Origin of the sequence: Flavobacterium beibuense F44-8 (assembly GCF_000769915.1) — a bacterium.
Classification (GTDB): Bacteria; Bacteroidota; Bacteroidia; order Flavobacteriales; family Flavobacteriaceae; genus Flavobacterium; species Flavobacterium beibuense.
Genome location: NZ_JRLV01000004.1, coordinates 220,789 through 236,250 on the forward strand (window position 1 = coordinate 220,789; position 15,462 = coordinate 236,250).

Genomic DNA, 15,462 nt, shown 5'->3' on the forward strand with positions numbered 1-15,462 from the left:
AGTATTCTTATTTCATAAATTTAATTGGTGCCGGCCAGAAGTTTTTAACCTCTCCCTTACTTACCCTAATGGCAGCATATACCGGATACAGGAAATTAAAAATCCCTATGGCTACCATAAGCCCTACAAAAAGAAATACATTAAACGGCAGGTGCATTATTTTGAAAAATACAAATATGAATATCAATAAATAAAAACAAACCGTCCAAACGATCTGGAAGTTAAGTATGTTTTTACCCTGACCCGATACGGAAACAATCCTGTCCTTTTTATTGAGCCATAAAATAAGCGGAAGGATTATATTACCTAGTGGTATAAATACCGAACTCATTACCGAAAGATGCATGTATACCAAATAGGTTCTGTCTTCGGTTTTACCGTAATCTACTAAGTCCTCAATATTAATTTCAAGGGCTTCGCATATCCCTTTAAGGCTGTTGCCGCGCGGTTCGGTTTCGTCTTTTTCAATACGCTGTAGTGTGCGTAAATTTATCTTAGCGCTCTCGGCTACCTCCTCCTGAGTTAGGCCTTTTTGCTTTCTGATTTCGGCAATTCTTTTTCCAATGGTTTCCATAATTTTTTGATTTAAAGTTATGGGACAAAATTATTGACCAAGGTAGGCATTTGATAGCGGTTTTACTACGGCATTTTTACGGCATTTGTGTCAAAGGGTTGGAAATAGATTAGTTGTGACTTTATCGCAAAATACTGATACAAAGATTTTAATATAAATTTTGTAGGTTATTTTTTCTTAAATTTAACTACAAATCCCAATTCTGATATGAAAATAGATAATGTGAAGTTCGATTTAAAAATTTTTAAAATCGATAAATCTTTTTATGAAATAAGAGAAAAAAAAGATGATGAAATAATTGAAATCATAAAAAATAATCATCTCAAAAAACTAAGAAGTAAATCTAAAGATTTTGATATTAAAATAGTAAATCCAAAAATTACTTATCTAGAAGAAGAAGAGTTTTCCTTTTGGTCTTACTGTTATAGGCAACCAAAAGAAAAATTTTATTGGAAAATATTTTTACCCGATGAACTTACTGAAAGTCAAAACTTTGATATAGTAGAGTTTTCTTTTGTTTTATTTATCAAATATAAAGGTGAAATCTATTGTGTAATAAGTGGAAGTGGAATGAGTGTAATAAAAAAATATATACATCCATTATTTGGTATAGAAGTCTATCAGAGATTAGCTAAACCCACTGATGATATAATAATAGAATTGGATACTCGTAGTATTGCAAATAATATATCACACAAAAAGCAAACTTTTAACATAAATCAGACAATATCTGAAACATTGGAATATTCTGAAGTCCCTATAAAGATTAAAATAAAGATTAGAGATGAATTAAAATTTAAAGAATTTAAAAAATATGATTTAGAGAAAAATTTAGCATTAATGGAAGTGGGTTCATATTTTTATTTAAGGAAAAAAATCGATTTTAAATATTTGAAATTTCTTATTATTGATATAGATAATATTATTAATACATACGAAGTAAAACAACTAACACTATTCTCAAAAATAAATGATGATAATCTTCTAAATAAATTAGATAATCAGCTCGTAGATATAGTTTTTGAAGATGTTCTGGCTCATAACACACCTGATAGAGTCAAATATATTCAACATGATATAATAGAAGTTGTTCATCCTTCTAAACTTGAATTATTTTATGAATGTGATAGTTTTAAAATCAGATTTAAATCTTCTAGAGGTAAAAAAGATATTTTAATTGATGATAGATCTAAATTATACTTTGAATGTACTAAATATATTTATGAAAATACAAATAACGTGCATGACAAGTTTAATATTAGAGGAGATTTATTCAGGTTAAATATTATTGGTTACATAAATGATAGAGAGAGTACCTATGGAAACTTTTTCTCTCATATAACTGCTGAAATTGATTATGATTTCAAAAAATATTTTAAAATTGATGGTCATTGGTATTTACTTGAGGATGAATTCTTAAAAATAATGAATAATGAAGCCAAAGAATATTATTCAAAATATGAACTTAAGGAAAATATTCTCTTACCTTGGTTAAAGGATGATGATGAAGATGGTTATAATAAAAGTTATAACGAATTAGCTGATTATTATGTATTAGATAAAGTTATAAGCGATAATATTGAACTATGTGATATTTTACATATTAAAGACAATCAAGTTTTCTTTATACATGTTAAAGATGGATTTAATACAAAAATGAGAGATTTATATATTCAAGTCATCCTTTCAGCTAAAAGATTATCGAATGATTTAAAAAACAATAGGGGAATTAGCTATTTAAAACAGACTCTTAAGATATATAATAAAAGAAATGAGGATAAAGAGATTAATATTGAAAATTTTATTAAAAAAATAAGGGATAAAGATTTATCTATCAATTTTGTAATGGCCTTCAAAAATAATCATTATAAAGGAAAAAATATTCTTGAAAGAATCGATTTATGTCAATCTAACATAGCTAAGTACTCATTAGTCCAAGTAATTAAAGAAATGCAACCATATAATTTTGGTATAAACCTAATAGATATTTCTGATTTATAGTTTAATCCTGCACAATAAAATCCTTAGGATCTTCCTTTTTAAATTCGGGCTGTATGTTAACGTGGTTAATTCCAAATTTATCATACAGCACATCTTCAATGTCCTGTAGCAGCAAGTTAAACTGCGATAATGTAATATCGTGCGTACAGTCTAAATGTGCTTCCAGGTGCAGCTCCTCCTCATTTAAGTGCCAAACATGTATATGGTGCAGTTTATTAACACCTTCAATTTTGTGTACTTCCCTAACTATAGCTTTAATGTCTATAAACTCGGGTGTGAACAGCATCAGCATTTTTGTCGACTTTATTAACAGGTCTACCCCTACCACCACCAGGTATATAGCAATAATAAGTGTAAGTACGGCATCTACCCAGTACATTTCGAAATAATGCATCATGAGTCCGCCTACGAGCACGGCTACCGATGCCATCATGTCTGTTAATAAGTGCAGGTAAGCCGATTTCATGTTCAGGTTATGGTTGGCATCCTTTTTTAACAGCAGTACCGAGAGTCCGTTTGCCACAATACCCAGTATGGAGAACCAAATTACAAGCCCCGGCTTAATAATAACCGGATCAAAAAAGCGTGTAATAGCCTCATAAATAAGGTAAAAAGCAACAATAACAAGGGTAAGCGAATTGACAAAAGCTGCAACCAGTTCAGATCGTTTTAACCCAAAGGTTTGGGATATGGTGGCTTTTTTACGGGAAAGTTTATGTGCCACATAACTAATTAACAGCGAAAGAACATCGCTAAAGTTATGCAGCGCATCTGAAAGTAAAGCCAGGCTGCCGGAAATTATTCCTCCCACAACCTGGGCTATTGTTATTAGTGTATTGAGCAGTATGGAAAAAAGCAGATTTTTCCCTTCAATTTCATGTTTATGTATTCTATGATTATGATGGTGCCTGCTCACTACAACTTTATGTTATTAACAAGGTATTTTGTTTACTCTATTTTGGTGTCTGCCGCCTTCAAATTCGGTATTTAAAAAAGTGTCTACCATTTCAACAGCCTGCTGTATAGAAGTATAACGTGCCGGTATACTAATAATGTTAGCATCATTATGTTGGCGCGCTAGCGCCGCGATTTCTTTAATCCAGCAAAGTGCAGCCCTAATTTTCTGGTGTTTGTTAACACTCATGGCAACACCGTTACCGCTACCACATATAATAATACCAAAATCGGCAGTACCGTTTTCAACATCATTGGCAACCGGGTGTACAAAATCAGGATAGTCTACACTGTCAAAAGTGTCTGTACCATGGTTAATAACTTCTATACCTTTCTCTTCCAGGTGCTTTACAATAGCTTTTTTGTAATCAGGACCCGCGTGGTCGTTACCTATTGAAATTTTCATACTTTAAAATGTATTTATAAATAAACTTATTGCTGCAAAGTTACCAAGATTTAAGCATCTGTAATATTATTAAAAGGGTTTTTATGTTTTATGCCTGATTTTCAGTACCCTTACGTTTTATAAATATGTTAAAATATTGAATTGTTAATAGAATATGTAAGTGTACTGAAAACTAAGTAGTTAAATTTTAACAGTTATTGTTAATAAGTTAACAACAGAAAAAAGAAAGTTTTTTAAAACTGTAACGATAAATTTTGTAATCAAAAACCTAACTTTTAAAACCAAATTTATTTCTTAGAATTTCTTTGAAAGTTATGAAAAGGTTAACAGGGGTTATTAACAGTAATCAACAGGGTAAGTTTTCAAACAAAATAATTAAAAAACAGTAATTAACCATTGTTAATAACCTATACCCTATTTTTAGGAAAACCTTTATTACTAATTATTTACAATTTCTTAACTTTGTTAATACCTTTGTATAAAATTGTATAACTCGCTGAAAAAACAAATTAGCCAAAAGTTATTCCTACTATTAACAAGCAATAATAACCATCATTTAATTTTTAAAATTTTTAAAAAGGATTTATTGTTTTTAATGTATGTTGAAAACCTTAATAACTTTTACGCTATACAATTTTGAGATTATTTGAGTCTTCTAAGTTTTTGAGTATCTCTTTTACGGTATCTAAGTCGTTAGTGTGAACTTTGAGTTTGATTCCGCCCAGGGCATGGGAGTAAAGCGGAGCTATGGCTGTAATGGTTTCGTTCTCGAAATAGAAGTTTATTCCGGCTTCTGTTAATAAGTGCCTCAGGATAGCTATTTCGTGCGGATAGCTAAACACGGCGGCTGTGATAAAGTCCTTCATACGTAAATGAGATTCAGTATTCTCCGTATAAATTTAGTAAGTAAATAGTTATTATTTCATTAATTGTACTAACTATTCTATAAGTAATTCGTAATTTTCAGCAATATTTAAACTATATATGAGTAAAAAAAGAAACGGAAAACCGTCTGTGAAAAGAGAAAAAGACTTTTCCAGGAAAATTTTTAAAATACTCTCTAAAGATCCAAATAAACTATTTAACTACAAGCAGATAGCTGCTGCACTGGAACTAAACGATACCAAAAGCAGAAACGAGATTATTAAAGAGTTGAAATTTCTTGCCTCTAAAGAAACGATTGAAGAAGTAGAGAGAGGCAAATACAGGGTTGTATCTAAAGCCGATTATATTGAAGGTGTGATAGATATGACCAGCAGAAGGACTGCCTACTTTGTGAGTGATGAACTTGAAGACGATATATTTATCCCTACCGCAAACCTTAACAAAGCCCTAGACGGCGATAAGGTTAAGGTATATATTTATAACCGTAGGAGAGGACGAAGACCTGAAGGTGAGGTAGTTGAGATTATTGAAAGGGCAAGGGTAGAATTTGTGGGTGTTATAGACATCCAGAAGAATTTTGCTTTTGTGAGTACGGCAAACCCTAAAATGTATACCGATATTTTTATTCCTAAAAATAAACTGGGCAATGCTCAGGACGGGGATGTGGTACTGGTAAAGATAGACGACTGGCCTGCGAAGGCAGACAGCCCGTTTGGAGAGGTTTTAAGGGTACTTGGACGCCCTGGTGAACACAATACCGAGATACACGCTATTTTGGCCGAATACGGGCTTCCTTACGATTTCCCTGTAGATGTTGAGGCGTATGCCCAAAAAATTGATACTTCCATCAAGGAAGAGGAAATTGCCAACAGGAGAGATATGAGAAAGGTATTAACCTTTACCATTGACCCTAAGGATGCTAAGGATTTTGATGATGCCTTATCGTTCCAGGTACTTGAAAACGGTAACTATGAGGTAGGTATTCATATTGCCGATGTATCGTATTATCTTGAAGAAGGTACCTTACTGGATGAAGAGGCTTTTAACAGGGCAACATCAGTATATCTGGTAGATAGGGTAGTACCAATGCTACCGGAGGTACTGTCTAACTTTGCCTGTTCACTAAGACCACATGAGGAGAAATATACGTTCTCTGCAGTGTTTGAAATTAATGAGAAAGCAGAGGTTGTTAACCAATGGTTTGGTCGTACTGCTATTTATTCTGATCAGCGTTTTGCTTATGAGGAAGCCCAGCATATTATTGAAACCAAAGGAAATACCATCCCTCAGGAAATATCGTTAACAGGGGAGGAGTACCAAATAAACGGTGATATACGGCATGCTGTTATTAAGCTTGATGAGCTGGCTAAAATATTACGCAGAAAGCGTATGCAGCATGGTGCAATTTCGTTTGATAAGGTAGAAGTAAAGTTCCATCTTAATGAAGCTTCCGAACCTACCGGTGTGTACTTTAAAGTAGCTAAAGATGCTAATCACCTTATTGAGGAATTTATGCTGTTGGCCAACAGGAAAGTGGCAGAGTTTATTGGTAAGCAACAGCCTAAAAAGACTTTTGTATACCGTATTCACGATGAACCGGACGAAGATAAACTATTTAACTTACAGTCGGTTATATCAAAATTCGGTTATAATATCAACTTCAGGTCTAAAGATTCGGTATCAAAATCACTGAATAATCTTTTAGCCGAAGTTCAGGGTAAAAAAGAACAGAATCTTGTGGATACATTGGCTATTCGTAGTATGAGTAAGGCAATATATTCTACTGATAACATAGGTCATTACGGACTTGCGTTTGATTATTATTCGCATTTTACCTCACCAATTCGTCGTTATCCTGATGTTATGGCACACAGATTGTTACAACATTATCTGGATGGAGGCAAATCTGTAGATGAGCAGGCGTATGAAGAGAAATGCAAACATTCGTCTGACATGGAAAACCTTGCAGCTAATGCCGAGCGTGATAGTATTAAGTACATGCAGGTTAAGTACATGCTGGATCATAAAGACGAGGAGTTCTTAGGTGTAATATCGGGTGTTACCGAATGGGGTATTTATGTTGAGATCGTTTCAAACAAATGTGAAGGCATGTGCCGCATAAGAGAAATAAATGATGATTATTACACTTTTGATGAAAAGCAATATGCTTTGGTAGGGCAGGTTTCCCACAATTTATTACAGCTGGGTGACGAGGTTTACGTTAAGGTAAAAAATGCCGATCTGGTTAAAAAGCAGCTTGATTTTCAGTACCTCGGTAAGAAAGAGTAATCAATCAAAAATTAATATATCATGAAAAAACTAATTGTGGCATTATTGCTTTTTTCGGGTAGCCTGTTTGCTCAGGAAACCAGGAATCTGGGGGATTTTTCTACTGTAAAGGTATTTGACCAGATTCATGTTTTAATGGTGAAATCAAATGAGAACAAGATTGTTATATCAGGTCATGATTCTCAGGATGTGGAAGTTGTAAACAAGAAAGATGAAGTAAAAATAAGAATGAAGTTTTCCAAACTCCTTCAGGGTGATGATATATCGGTTACATTGTATTACAAATATGTAGACCAGGTGGAAGCCAGTGAAGGTGCTTATGTTTCATCTGAAGATACTTTTAAAGCAGTTGCCTTTGAGCTTAATGCTAAAGAAGGAGCTCAAATTAAACTGAATCTGGATGTTGATAAACTTAAAAGTAAAATCAAATCGGGTGCTATATTAACCATTAACGGTAAGGCTTCTAACCATGATGTAAGTATTAATTCGGGAGGAATTCTAAACTCTAAAGATCTTAATACGGCACAAACTTCTGTAAGTATAACAGCAGGAGGAGAGGCCGATGTTTTTGCTACTGATTTTGTAGATGCCAAAACTACAGGGGGCGGTGATATTGATATTTATGGCGATCCTAAGCAGGTAAACAAAACCAATAATATAGGTGGTAATATCAATGTTATGTAATTAATTACCTGATTAAAAATTAGATGTCCTGATAAGCCGGTAAGGTTTATCGGGATTTTTTTTACTTTAACTGTAACAGTTTGATATACAAACCTGTCTTTATGTAAATGATCAACTAATTTTAAAGGACATGAAAAAGTTATTTTTAATAGCAGCTATTGCGGTATTTCAGTTAGCCACTGCACAAAAAACAGTAGAAATTAAAAGCTTTGATAAGCTTGCCATAAGTGGAAATGTAGAAGTGTATATGGTTGAATCTTCTGAAAACAAGCTAATTATTGGTGAAGGAGAAGATACATTACAGGTAAGTTCTGAAGAGGGTAATCTTGTTTTAAGTAATTCGGCCTCAACTGCTGAGGTTATTATCCATTTTAACGGACCTATTAATCAGATAGCTCTTTCGGGACCAATAGAAATGTTAGTAAAAGGTACTATTAATTCAAAATACTTACAATTAAGTGTTGATGGCGGTACCGAACTGAACTGTTCTGTTTATGCCGAAAATATGAGTGTGGCAGCTTCTTCAGGATCTGAAATTGTATTAAAAGGTAATGCAAAACAACTTGAAATTCATGCAGCAAGCGGCTGTGAACTAAATGCCAGTAAGCTGAAAACAGAAAACACTACAGTTTATATTGCATCGGGCGCCGAGGTTTCTGTTTATGCTACCGGTGTGGTAAATGCAGTGGTAGCATCGGGTGCAGAACTTGCTATTCATGGTAACCCCGATAAGATAAATGAAACTAAGGCTAACAATGCCGAAATTACTATTGTAAAATAGTTAGTATCCCATTGATTTACATTTATCTTTAGCACGGTTGTTTTTATTTAAAAATTTAAAATACTAACTTGCATCACTCTAATTTTAGTTGATGTTACAGGATATTTTAAGCGCCGTATCTATTGGTTTCATTTTAAGTATTATGCCGGGAGCAGTTTTTTTTGTACTGCTTGAAACCAGTGTTATTAAAGGTTTTAGGGCTGCATTGGCATTTGATCTTGGTGCTATATTTTCAGACATTATTTTTATTCTTATAGCTTATTTCAGTAGTTATAAATTACTTCAGAATATTAAAGATGAGCCTGCCTTATTTACATTTGGCGGGCTCATTATGATTACATACGGTATCATTTCATTTATAAAGATTAATAAATCGGCTAAAAATGAGATTATAGATGATGCCTCCCGCGATATTATTAAGAAGAACTATTTCAGCCTGTTTGCAAAGGGTTTCCTGCTTAATTTTATCAATATAGGCGTATTGGGCTTCTGGCTGGCAATTATCATTACCTGGGGGCCGCAATTGGATTTAGATCCAACGAGAATATTTATATTCTTTACCGCCATTATATGTACTTATCTTTTAATAGATATTGGTAAAATTATGCTGGCTAAACAGCTAAGAAGTAAACTTACCATTAGTAACATTTCTAAAATAAAAAAAGCTATCAGTATTATCCTTATGGTATTTGGATTTGCTTTATTAATACAGGGTTGGTTCCCCGCAGAAAAGAAACTAATGGACGAGGCTTTTGATAAGCTGGAGAATAAGAAGTAATAAATCAAAAACGATATAAAATAAAAAAAGCTATCATGAAAATGATAGCTTTTTTTGTGGAGGCATCGAGCGGATTCGAACCGCTGTAGCAGGTTTTGCAGACCTGTGCCTAAGCCCCTCGGCCACGATGCCCTTTTGGTTATGGTTGGCAAATTTACATATATTTTGCAGTAACGCAAGAAAATTTACCAGTAAAATTAAACTTTATACAAAGTTATCGCAATATATAATGTTTTATTTTACTATAAGTTATTATTACTGAAAAGTTTAGGTACGGTACTCTTCAATTTGTACAGTTACCGCCTGTACATCCCCGCCAATAGGGGGATTGATCTTTGAAACTCCCACAACAATTCTTGAAACCGAAGGTATTTCATCAAAAACACGTTTTACAATTCTTTTAGCTACATGTTCTAAAAGTTTAGATCGAATAGCCATTTCTTCAATAACTATTTTGTTAAGATGAACATAATCAACGGTATCAGCCAGTTCATCAGTCTCCATTGATTTTCTCAGGTCGGCTTTTATTTCAAGATCAACACTGTAGTCAGAACCTATTTTGCCTTCTTCCACCAAACAACCGTGGTAAGAAAAGGTACGTATATTGGTAAGTTTAATAATTCCCATTGCAAGTATAAAATATTGCTGTAAAAATACAATTTCTTAGCCTTTTATAGTGTTTTAAATATTCTAAAAAAACCGTCTTTTTTAATACCTTTGCAATCTTATTATTAACAGGATATGTCGACCAGAGAAAGATCATTAAATTTTATTGAGGAAATAATTGAGGAAGATTTGGCAAACGGAATGAACAGGGAATCCCTGCGTTTTCGTTTTCCGCCGGAACCAAACGGATATTTGCACGTAGGGCATGCCAGCTCTATATGCCTAAACTTCGGATTGGGATTGCGCTATAATGCACCGGTTAACCTTCGTTTTGACGATACTAACCCTGCCAAAGAAGAGCAGGAGTATGTAGACGCTATTAAGAAAGATGTGGAATGGCTTGGATACCAATGGGCCGAAGAGCGTTATGCATCTGATTATTTCCAGCAATTATATGATTGGGCCGTTGAACTTATTAAAAAAGGTTTGGCTTATGTTGACAGTCAGTCGTCTGAAGAGATGGCAAAACAAAAAGGAACACCGTCTCAACCGGGTAGTGAAAGTCCATACAGAAACCGATCTGTAGAGGAAAACCTGGAGCTTTTTGAGCAAATGAAAAATGGTGAATTCCCGGAAGGTACTCATGTTTTAAGAGCTAAAATAAACATGGCTTCTTCAAACATGCTTATGCGTGATCCTATTATGTACAGGATACTGCACAAGCATCACCACCGTACAGGAAGTGACTGGAAAATATACCCTATGTACGACTGGGCTCATGGGCAAAGTGATTATGTAGAATCTATTTCTCATTCTCTTTGTACCCTTGAATTCCTTATGCACAGGGAGTTATACGACTGGTTCCTGGATCAGATTTATGATAACAAATCCATGCGACCTAAACAGCGTGAGTTTGCCCGTAGAAACCTAAGCCATACTGTAGTTAGTAAGCGTAAGTTATTACAACTGGTACAGGAAGGTCATGTTACCGGATGGGATGATCCAAGAATGTCTACCATATCAGGGATGAGAAGAAGAGGGTATACTCCTATGGCTATCAGGAACTTTGCCGATACTATTGGCATTGCAAAGCGTACTAACCTTGTAGATGTTTCTGTGCTGGAGTTTTGTGTAAGGGAAGACCTTAATAAAACTGCACCAAGGGTTATGGCTGTATTAGATCCGGTTAAACTGGTTATTACTAACTATCCTGAAGGACAGGAAGAGTGGCTTGATGCTGAAAATAATCCTGAAGATGAGAGTGCAGGTTTCAGAAAAGTTCCTTTTTCAAGAGAATTATATATTGAAAGAGAAGATTTTATGGAAGAGGCAAACAGAAAGTATTTCCGTTTAACGCTTGGTAAAGAAGTACGTCTTAAAAATGCTTATATCATTAAAGGTGAAAGTGTTGTAAAAGATGCTGATGGTAATATTACCGAAATTCACTGTACTTATGATACTGACAGTAGGAGTGGAAGTGGTACTGAAGCCAGCCTTAGAAAGATAAAAGGTACTATTCACTGGGTATCAATTCAGCATGCTCTTGAAGCAGAAATCAGGATTTATGACAGGTTATTTACCCACGAAAATCCTGATGGTGATAAGGAAATTGACTTTAAGAGTTACTTAAATCCTAATTCGCTTGATGTTATTAAAGGATATTTGGAACCAAGTTTAAGTGAAGCTAAAGATGGTGACCGATTCCAGTTTCAACGTTTAGGATATTTTTGTGTTGACAGAGATTCTACAGCCGAAAAAATTGTTTTCAACAAAACAGTTGGTTTGAGAGACACTTGGGCCAAATTAGAAAGTAAAGAATAATACATATAAATATTTTCTATTTAAACTCCGGATATTATCCGGAGTTTTTTATTATATGTAAATACTATTGTTTTTATAATATATATAAATACTTACTATTAAAACTGACCTTCATAAATTGATTGTAACACATTATTTTTTGTAGGAAAGGTGATTGTAAGGTAATACATGTAAAACCGCTTTATATCTCATTAATTTAAATTTTTGATTTATTTAGCCTTCAATTAACTACACATTAACATCCTACAAATGTTAAAGTCTTTACCTTTATAATTATTAACCTAAAAATTCAATAAATTATGGCTGGTAAAACAGAAACAGCAGTAGCTGTACTAGTAGGAGCTGCAATAGGTGCCTGTGTAGGAATTTTATTTGCTCCGGATGAAGGATCAAAAACCAGAAAGAAAATTAAAGATGGTTATGATCATAAAAGAGATGAAATTAAAGATAAGCTTCATGAAATTTCTGAGCAGGTAAAAAGTAAGTTCGGACATTCTCAGGCAGACCTTCAGTCAGGGCTTGACCATTTGGTTGAAACAGTAGAGCAAAAGAAAGAAGATATCATTGCTACACTTGAGAAAAAATTAGAAGAGCTTAAAGGAACGGCAAAAGCTGCTGCAAACAAATAATTAGTTATATGGCATTTGAGGAAATAAAAGAAAATGCTGAGGATTTAAAAAACCAGGCTAAGGAGTTACTGGATGCAAATATGCAGTACTACAAGCTATGGGGTTTTAAAATCTTCATGAAATCAACATCTATGATGCTTAAGGTTATACTTTTAGGCATAATGTTGTTACTTGTTGTTTTATTTTTCTCGATAGCCGCGGCAATCGGTATTGGTTATGCCCTTGATAATATGGCCTACGGATTCCTTATAGTAGGCGGTATTTATTTAATACTGGCCATTATAGTATACTATTATCAGGATAAGATTACCGAGGGACCTTTACTGGCTAATTTTTCACGAATATTTTTTAAAGATTACGATTAGCCATGAAATCAAAAATTTACCATAGTTACGAAGAGATAAATAAAGACCTTAGGATACTAAAGGTTGAAAAAGATCTTGCGTACCATAAGTTAATTAAGGAAGTTGAAGAAACTAAAGAAAGCCTTCAGCTTAAAAATATAATAGGGGATACACCAAAACGGATATTAAGCATACTTGGTTTGTTTGCCGGACCGTTAAAAAGCCTGGCACTTACCATGTTGTTTAAAAAGATATTTAAATAAAAAGAGCGGCTAAATAAGCCGCTCTTTTTATTTTTAATCTTCGTCGTTATCAAAGTCAGTTTCCGGTTCTATGTATCTGTTAGAATCGTCATCTTTCTTCTTTTTTGAAGCATTTTTCATAGCCTCACCAACCTGGTTTGAAGCTGTAAATGATGCTACCATATTGTTTAGCATATCACTACCTGCCTGTGGTGAGTTAGGTAAAAGAATAAGGTTAGAGTTAGTATCGCTACCTATGGACTGCAGTGTATCATAGTGTTGTGTTACTACAATAAGTGCCGATGCTTCCTGAGAATTGATACCTACTTTGTTAAGTACGTCAACACTTTCTACAAGACCTCTTGCAATTTCACGTCTCTGGTCAGCAATACCCTGACCCTGTAATCTTTTACTTTCGGCCTCAGCTTTAGCTTTAGCTACAATACGAATTCTTTGTGCTTCCGCTTCATATTCTGCAGCCGATTTTTCCCTGTCGGCAGCATTAATACGGTTCATCGCATTTTTAACCTGAATATCCGGATCAATATCGGTAATAAGGGTATTGATAATGTCATAACCATAAGTGGTCATTGCATCGTTAAGTTCTCTTTTAACTGCAATTGCAATATCATCCTTACGCTCAAAAACATCATCTAGTTTTAGTTTTGGTACCTCTGCACGAACTACGTCAAATACGTATGATGTAATCTGATCGTGTGGATATTCCAACTTATAAAAAGCCTCATATACTTTTTCCTGAATAACCTTGAACTGTACCGAAACCTTCATTTTTACGAATACATTTTCTTTGGTTTTGGTTTCAATAATTACGTCAAGCTGTTGAATTTTAAGGTTTATTCTTCCCGAAATCTTGTCTATTAGAGGCACTTTCCAGTGAAGTCCGGCATGACGTATACTCCCGAATTTACCAAATCGCTCTATAATAGCAGCTGTTTGCTGTTTAACGGTAAAGAATGATGATAGAAATAATATGAATACTATAAACAGTAATACATACAAAAAAACGTTTCCCATGATTAGTTGATTTATTTTTGTTAAGATACGACTATTAGTATAATAAAAAAGCCTCTTGTTACAGAGCCTTTCAAATTTTATAATATATTTTATATTTGCAGGAATATTCTTAAAATTTATTATGAAAAAGTTTTACATGTTTTTCCTATTACTTTTTGGTTTTATGACCTATGGACAAAATTCATATTTGATTACGCAAAAAGATGAAAAGATTATTATTGATGATAATAGCTTTTATATCTATTTAATTGATAAAAGAGTAGGTTATAGATTACCTGGTATAGACTGGCAAAAATATGCCAGATTTAAAGACTTTAAATACTTTGTACTGGGTGAATACTTATTTAAAACATTTTACATTGATGGTAATAAAAAGCCATCTGCATATTATGTACTGGCAGAATCTAAGAATAAGAATCTTGTTTGTATTGTTAAGACAGTAGTAAAAAAATTATCTAGTATTGATTATGTTACCTATTTGATTTTAGATGAAAATGACAATACCATTTTAGAATCTACTTTTACTGAGAGACTAAATGATGAAAATAATGAAAAGAGAAATGAAGCTGTAAAAATGATTAAAAATCACTTTAATGATTGTACTGAATTAGTAAAAAGACTGGATGAATATTCCGTTAGTCATGAGCTTATTACAGATTTTTTCATTCATCCGGTTTATTTTGACTGTAAAAACTAATTTAATTTTTAACCATACTTTATCATGAAAAAGAACTATTTTCTTTTCTTATTATTCATTTGTTTTTATGCAAATGCTCAAGCGCCAAAAGGCGTTTTTCTTGCAGGTGGTATTAATCAGGCTTCATTGAATTCAGACCAATTAACAGCAGACGGATCTATAGGATATCATCTGGGTGCTGCTATTAACTTTGGTTACAATCTTAATTTTAACTACGAGTTCGGTATACTTTACTCGCGTAATGTTTTGTCTTTACCTTATGTATCGGGGGTATCTCCTGATTTTACAGATTCAGGTAATCAAAAATATAATGTAGATACTATTGATATGAATTTTATGTTTAATTACTATGTCATTCAACCTGAGTATAATAAAATGTTTTTTGGTCCTCAGGCAGGTTTAACAGTTGGAATAACCAATGGTGAATGGACTCCGGCTAAAGGTGCCAGTACAACAAATCAAACTTATGAATATGGATTAACTCAGAATAGTTTTCAAGGTGTACCTGACTTTAATTTAAGCACTTCTTTTGGTATTGTTGGTGGATTTAATGATTTTAGAGCTTCGCTTAAATATAATCTTGGTTTAACAAATGCTTTGTCTGGTGTTGAAAATAATGAAAGAGACCAATATAATCTTTATACCGGTCCTGATTTTAAGGGTAAGTTAAGTTCTGTTAGCTTTACACTTTATTATAAAATATTGTAGATAAATTTCAGTGATAAAAAAAGCTCCT

At 33.5% G+C, this 15,462-nt stretch carries 17 protein-coding genes and 1 tRNA gene; 11 read left to right on the plus strand and 7 right to left on the minus strand.

The features are described from left to right. Nucleotides 1–7 precede the first annotated feature (7 nt). Nucleotides 8–574 (minus strand): helix-turn-helix domain-containing protein, encoded by a 567-nt coding sequence (locus tag Q763_RS04655; protein WP_035131702.1) that lies wholly within the window; start codon nucleotides 572–574, stop codon nucleotides 8–10. A gap of 207 nt (nucleotides 575–781) precedes the next feature. Between Q763_RS04655 and Q763_RS04660 the strand changes: the two genes are divergently transcribed. Beyond that, the gene (locus Q763_RS04660) at nucleotides 782–2,575 is read left to right on the plus strand and encodes a DUF6119 family protein (protein ID WP_035131704.1); all 1,794 of its coding nucleotides are present in this window, start codon (nucleotides 782–784) and stop codon (nucleotides 2,573–2,575) included. Nucleotide 2,576: 1 nt separating this feature from the next. Here Q763_RS04660 and Q763_RS04665 read toward each other — a convergent pair whose 3' ends face one another. From Q763_RS04665 to Q763_RS04675, 3 genes are all read right to left on the minus strand, one after another. Next, nucleotides 2,577–3,491, minus strand: coding sequence for a cation diffusion facilitator family transporter (locus tag Q763_RS04665; RefSeq protein WP_035131706.1), 915 nt, complete (start codon nucleotides 3,489–3,491; stop codon nucleotides 2,577–2,579). A gap of 15 nt (nucleotides 3,492–3,506) precedes the next feature. Further along, nucleotides 3,507–3,935, minus strand: a complete 429-nt coding sequence (rpiB, locus tag Q763_RS04670) for a ribose 5-phosphate isomerase B (RefSeq protein WP_035131708.1) — start codon at nucleotides 3,933–3,935, stop codon at nucleotides 3,507–3,509. A 626-nt stretch (nucleotides 3,936–4,561) separates the two neighbouring features. Next, nucleotides 4,562–4,801, minus strand: coding sequence for a DUF2007 domain-containing protein (locus tag Q763_RS04675; RefSeq protein WP_035131710.1), 240 nt, complete (start codon nucleotides 4,799–4,801; stop codon nucleotides 4,562–4,564). Between the two features lie 118 nt (nucleotides 4,802–4,919). Between Q763_RS04675 and rnr the strand changes: the two genes are divergently transcribed. From rnr to Q763_RS04695, 4 genes are all read left to right on the plus strand, one after another. Then, nucleotides 4,920–7,109: a ribonuclease R gene (rnr, locus tag Q763_RS04680; RefSeq protein WP_035131711.1), complete on the plus strand. Its 2,190-nt coding sequence runs from the start codon at nucleotides 4,920–4,922 to the stop codon at nucleotides 7,107–7,109. 21 nt (nucleotides 7,110–7,130) lie between these two features. Then, a complete protein-coding gene (locus tag Q763_RS04685; RefSeq protein WP_035131712.1) occupies nucleotides 7,131–7,793 on the plus strand; it encodes a head GIN domain-containing protein in 663 nt (220 codons plus the stop codon). 130 nt (nucleotides 7,794–7,923) lie between these two features. Beyond that, entirely contained in the window at nucleotides 7,924–8,574 is a 651-nt protein-coding gene (locus Q763_RS04690) for a head GIN domain-containing protein (RefSeq protein ID WP_035131713.1), read from the plus strand. A 91-nt stretch (nucleotides 8,575–8,665) separates the two neighbouring features. Next, the gene (locus Q763_RS04695; RefSeq protein ID WP_035131714.1) at nucleotides 8,666–9,352 is read left to right on the plus strand and encodes a LysE family translocator; all 687 of its coding nucleotides are present in this window, start codon (nucleotides 8,666–8,668) and stop codon (nucleotides 9,350–9,352) included. A 57-nt stretch (nucleotides 9,353–9,409) separates the two neighbouring features. On the opposite strand, the gene Q763_RS04700 is transcribed toward Q763_RS04695, so the two are convergent. Further along, nucleotides 9,410–9,484: transfer RNA gene (locus tag Q763_RS04700), tRNA-Cys, on the minus strand. A gap of 135 nt (nucleotides 9,485–9,619) precedes the next feature. Then, nucleotides 9,620–9,979 carry a dihydroneopterin aldolase gene (folB, locus tag Q763_RS04705; RefSeq protein WP_035131715.1) on the minus strand — a complete coding sequence of 120 codons (360 nt, stop codon included), beginning with the start codon at nucleotides 9,977–9,979 and terminating at the stop codon, nucleotides 9,620–9,622. 114 nt (nucleotides 9,980–10,093) lie between these two features. On the opposite strand from folB, the gene Q763_RS04710 reads away from it, so the two are divergent. From Q763_RS04710 to Q763_RS04725, 4 genes are all read left to right on the plus strand, one after another. Further along, the gene (locus Q763_RS04710) at nucleotides 10,094–11,779 is read left to right on the plus strand and encodes a glutamine--tRNA ligase/YqeY domain fusion protein (RefSeq protein ID WP_035131717.1); all 1,686 of its coding nucleotides are present in this window, start codon (nucleotides 10,094–10,096) and stop codon (nucleotides 11,777–11,779) included. Between the two features lie 299 nt (nucleotides 11,780–12,078). Then, nucleotides 12,079–12,408 carry a YtxH domain-containing protein gene (locus Q763_RS04715; protein ID WP_035131719.1) on the plus strand — a complete coding sequence of 110 codons (330 nt, stop codon included), beginning with the start codon at nucleotides 12,079–12,081 and terminating at the stop codon, nucleotides 12,406–12,408. 8 nt (nucleotides 12,409–12,416) lie between these two features. Further along, nucleotides 12,417–12,773, plus strand: a complete 357-nt coding sequence (locus Q763_RS04720) for a phage holin family protein (protein ID WP_035131721.1) — start codon at nucleotides 12,417–12,419, stop codon at nucleotides 12,771–12,773. Nucleotides 12,774–12,775: 2 nt separating this feature from the next. Beyond that, a complete protein-coding gene (locus Q763_RS04725; protein WP_035131723.1) occupies nucleotides 12,776–13,015 on the plus strand; it encodes a DUF6327 family protein in 240 nt (79 codons plus the stop codon). A 33-nt stretch (nucleotides 13,016–13,048) separates the two neighbouring features. Here the strand turns inward: Q763_RS04725 and Q763_RS04730 are convergent, their stop codons facing one another. Beyond that, complete coding sequence (locus Q763_RS04730) at nucleotides 13,049–14,029, minus strand: SPFH domain-containing protein (protein WP_035131724.1); 981 nt, start codon at nucleotides 14,027–14,029, stop codon at nucleotides 13,049–13,051. A 121-nt stretch (nucleotides 14,030–14,150) separates the two neighbouring features. Here Q763_RS04730 and Q763_RS04735 point away from each other — a divergent pair, with 121 nt between their 5' ends. Together Q763_RS04735 and Q763_RS04740 are read left to right on the plus strand one after the other, a co-directional pair. Next, complete coding sequence (locus Q763_RS04735) at nucleotides 14,151–14,726, plus strand: hypothetical protein (protein ID WP_035131725.1); 576 nt, start codon at nucleotides 14,151–14,153, stop codon at nucleotides 14,724–14,726. A 24-nt stretch (nucleotides 14,727–14,750) separates the two neighbouring features. Then, nucleotides 14,751–15,434, plus strand: a complete 684-nt coding sequence (locus Q763_RS04740; RefSeq protein ID WP_035131726.1) for a porin family protein — start codon at nucleotides 14,751–14,753, stop codon at nucleotides 15,432–15,434. The last annotated feature ends 28 nt before the right edge of the window (nucleotides 15,435–15,462 follow it).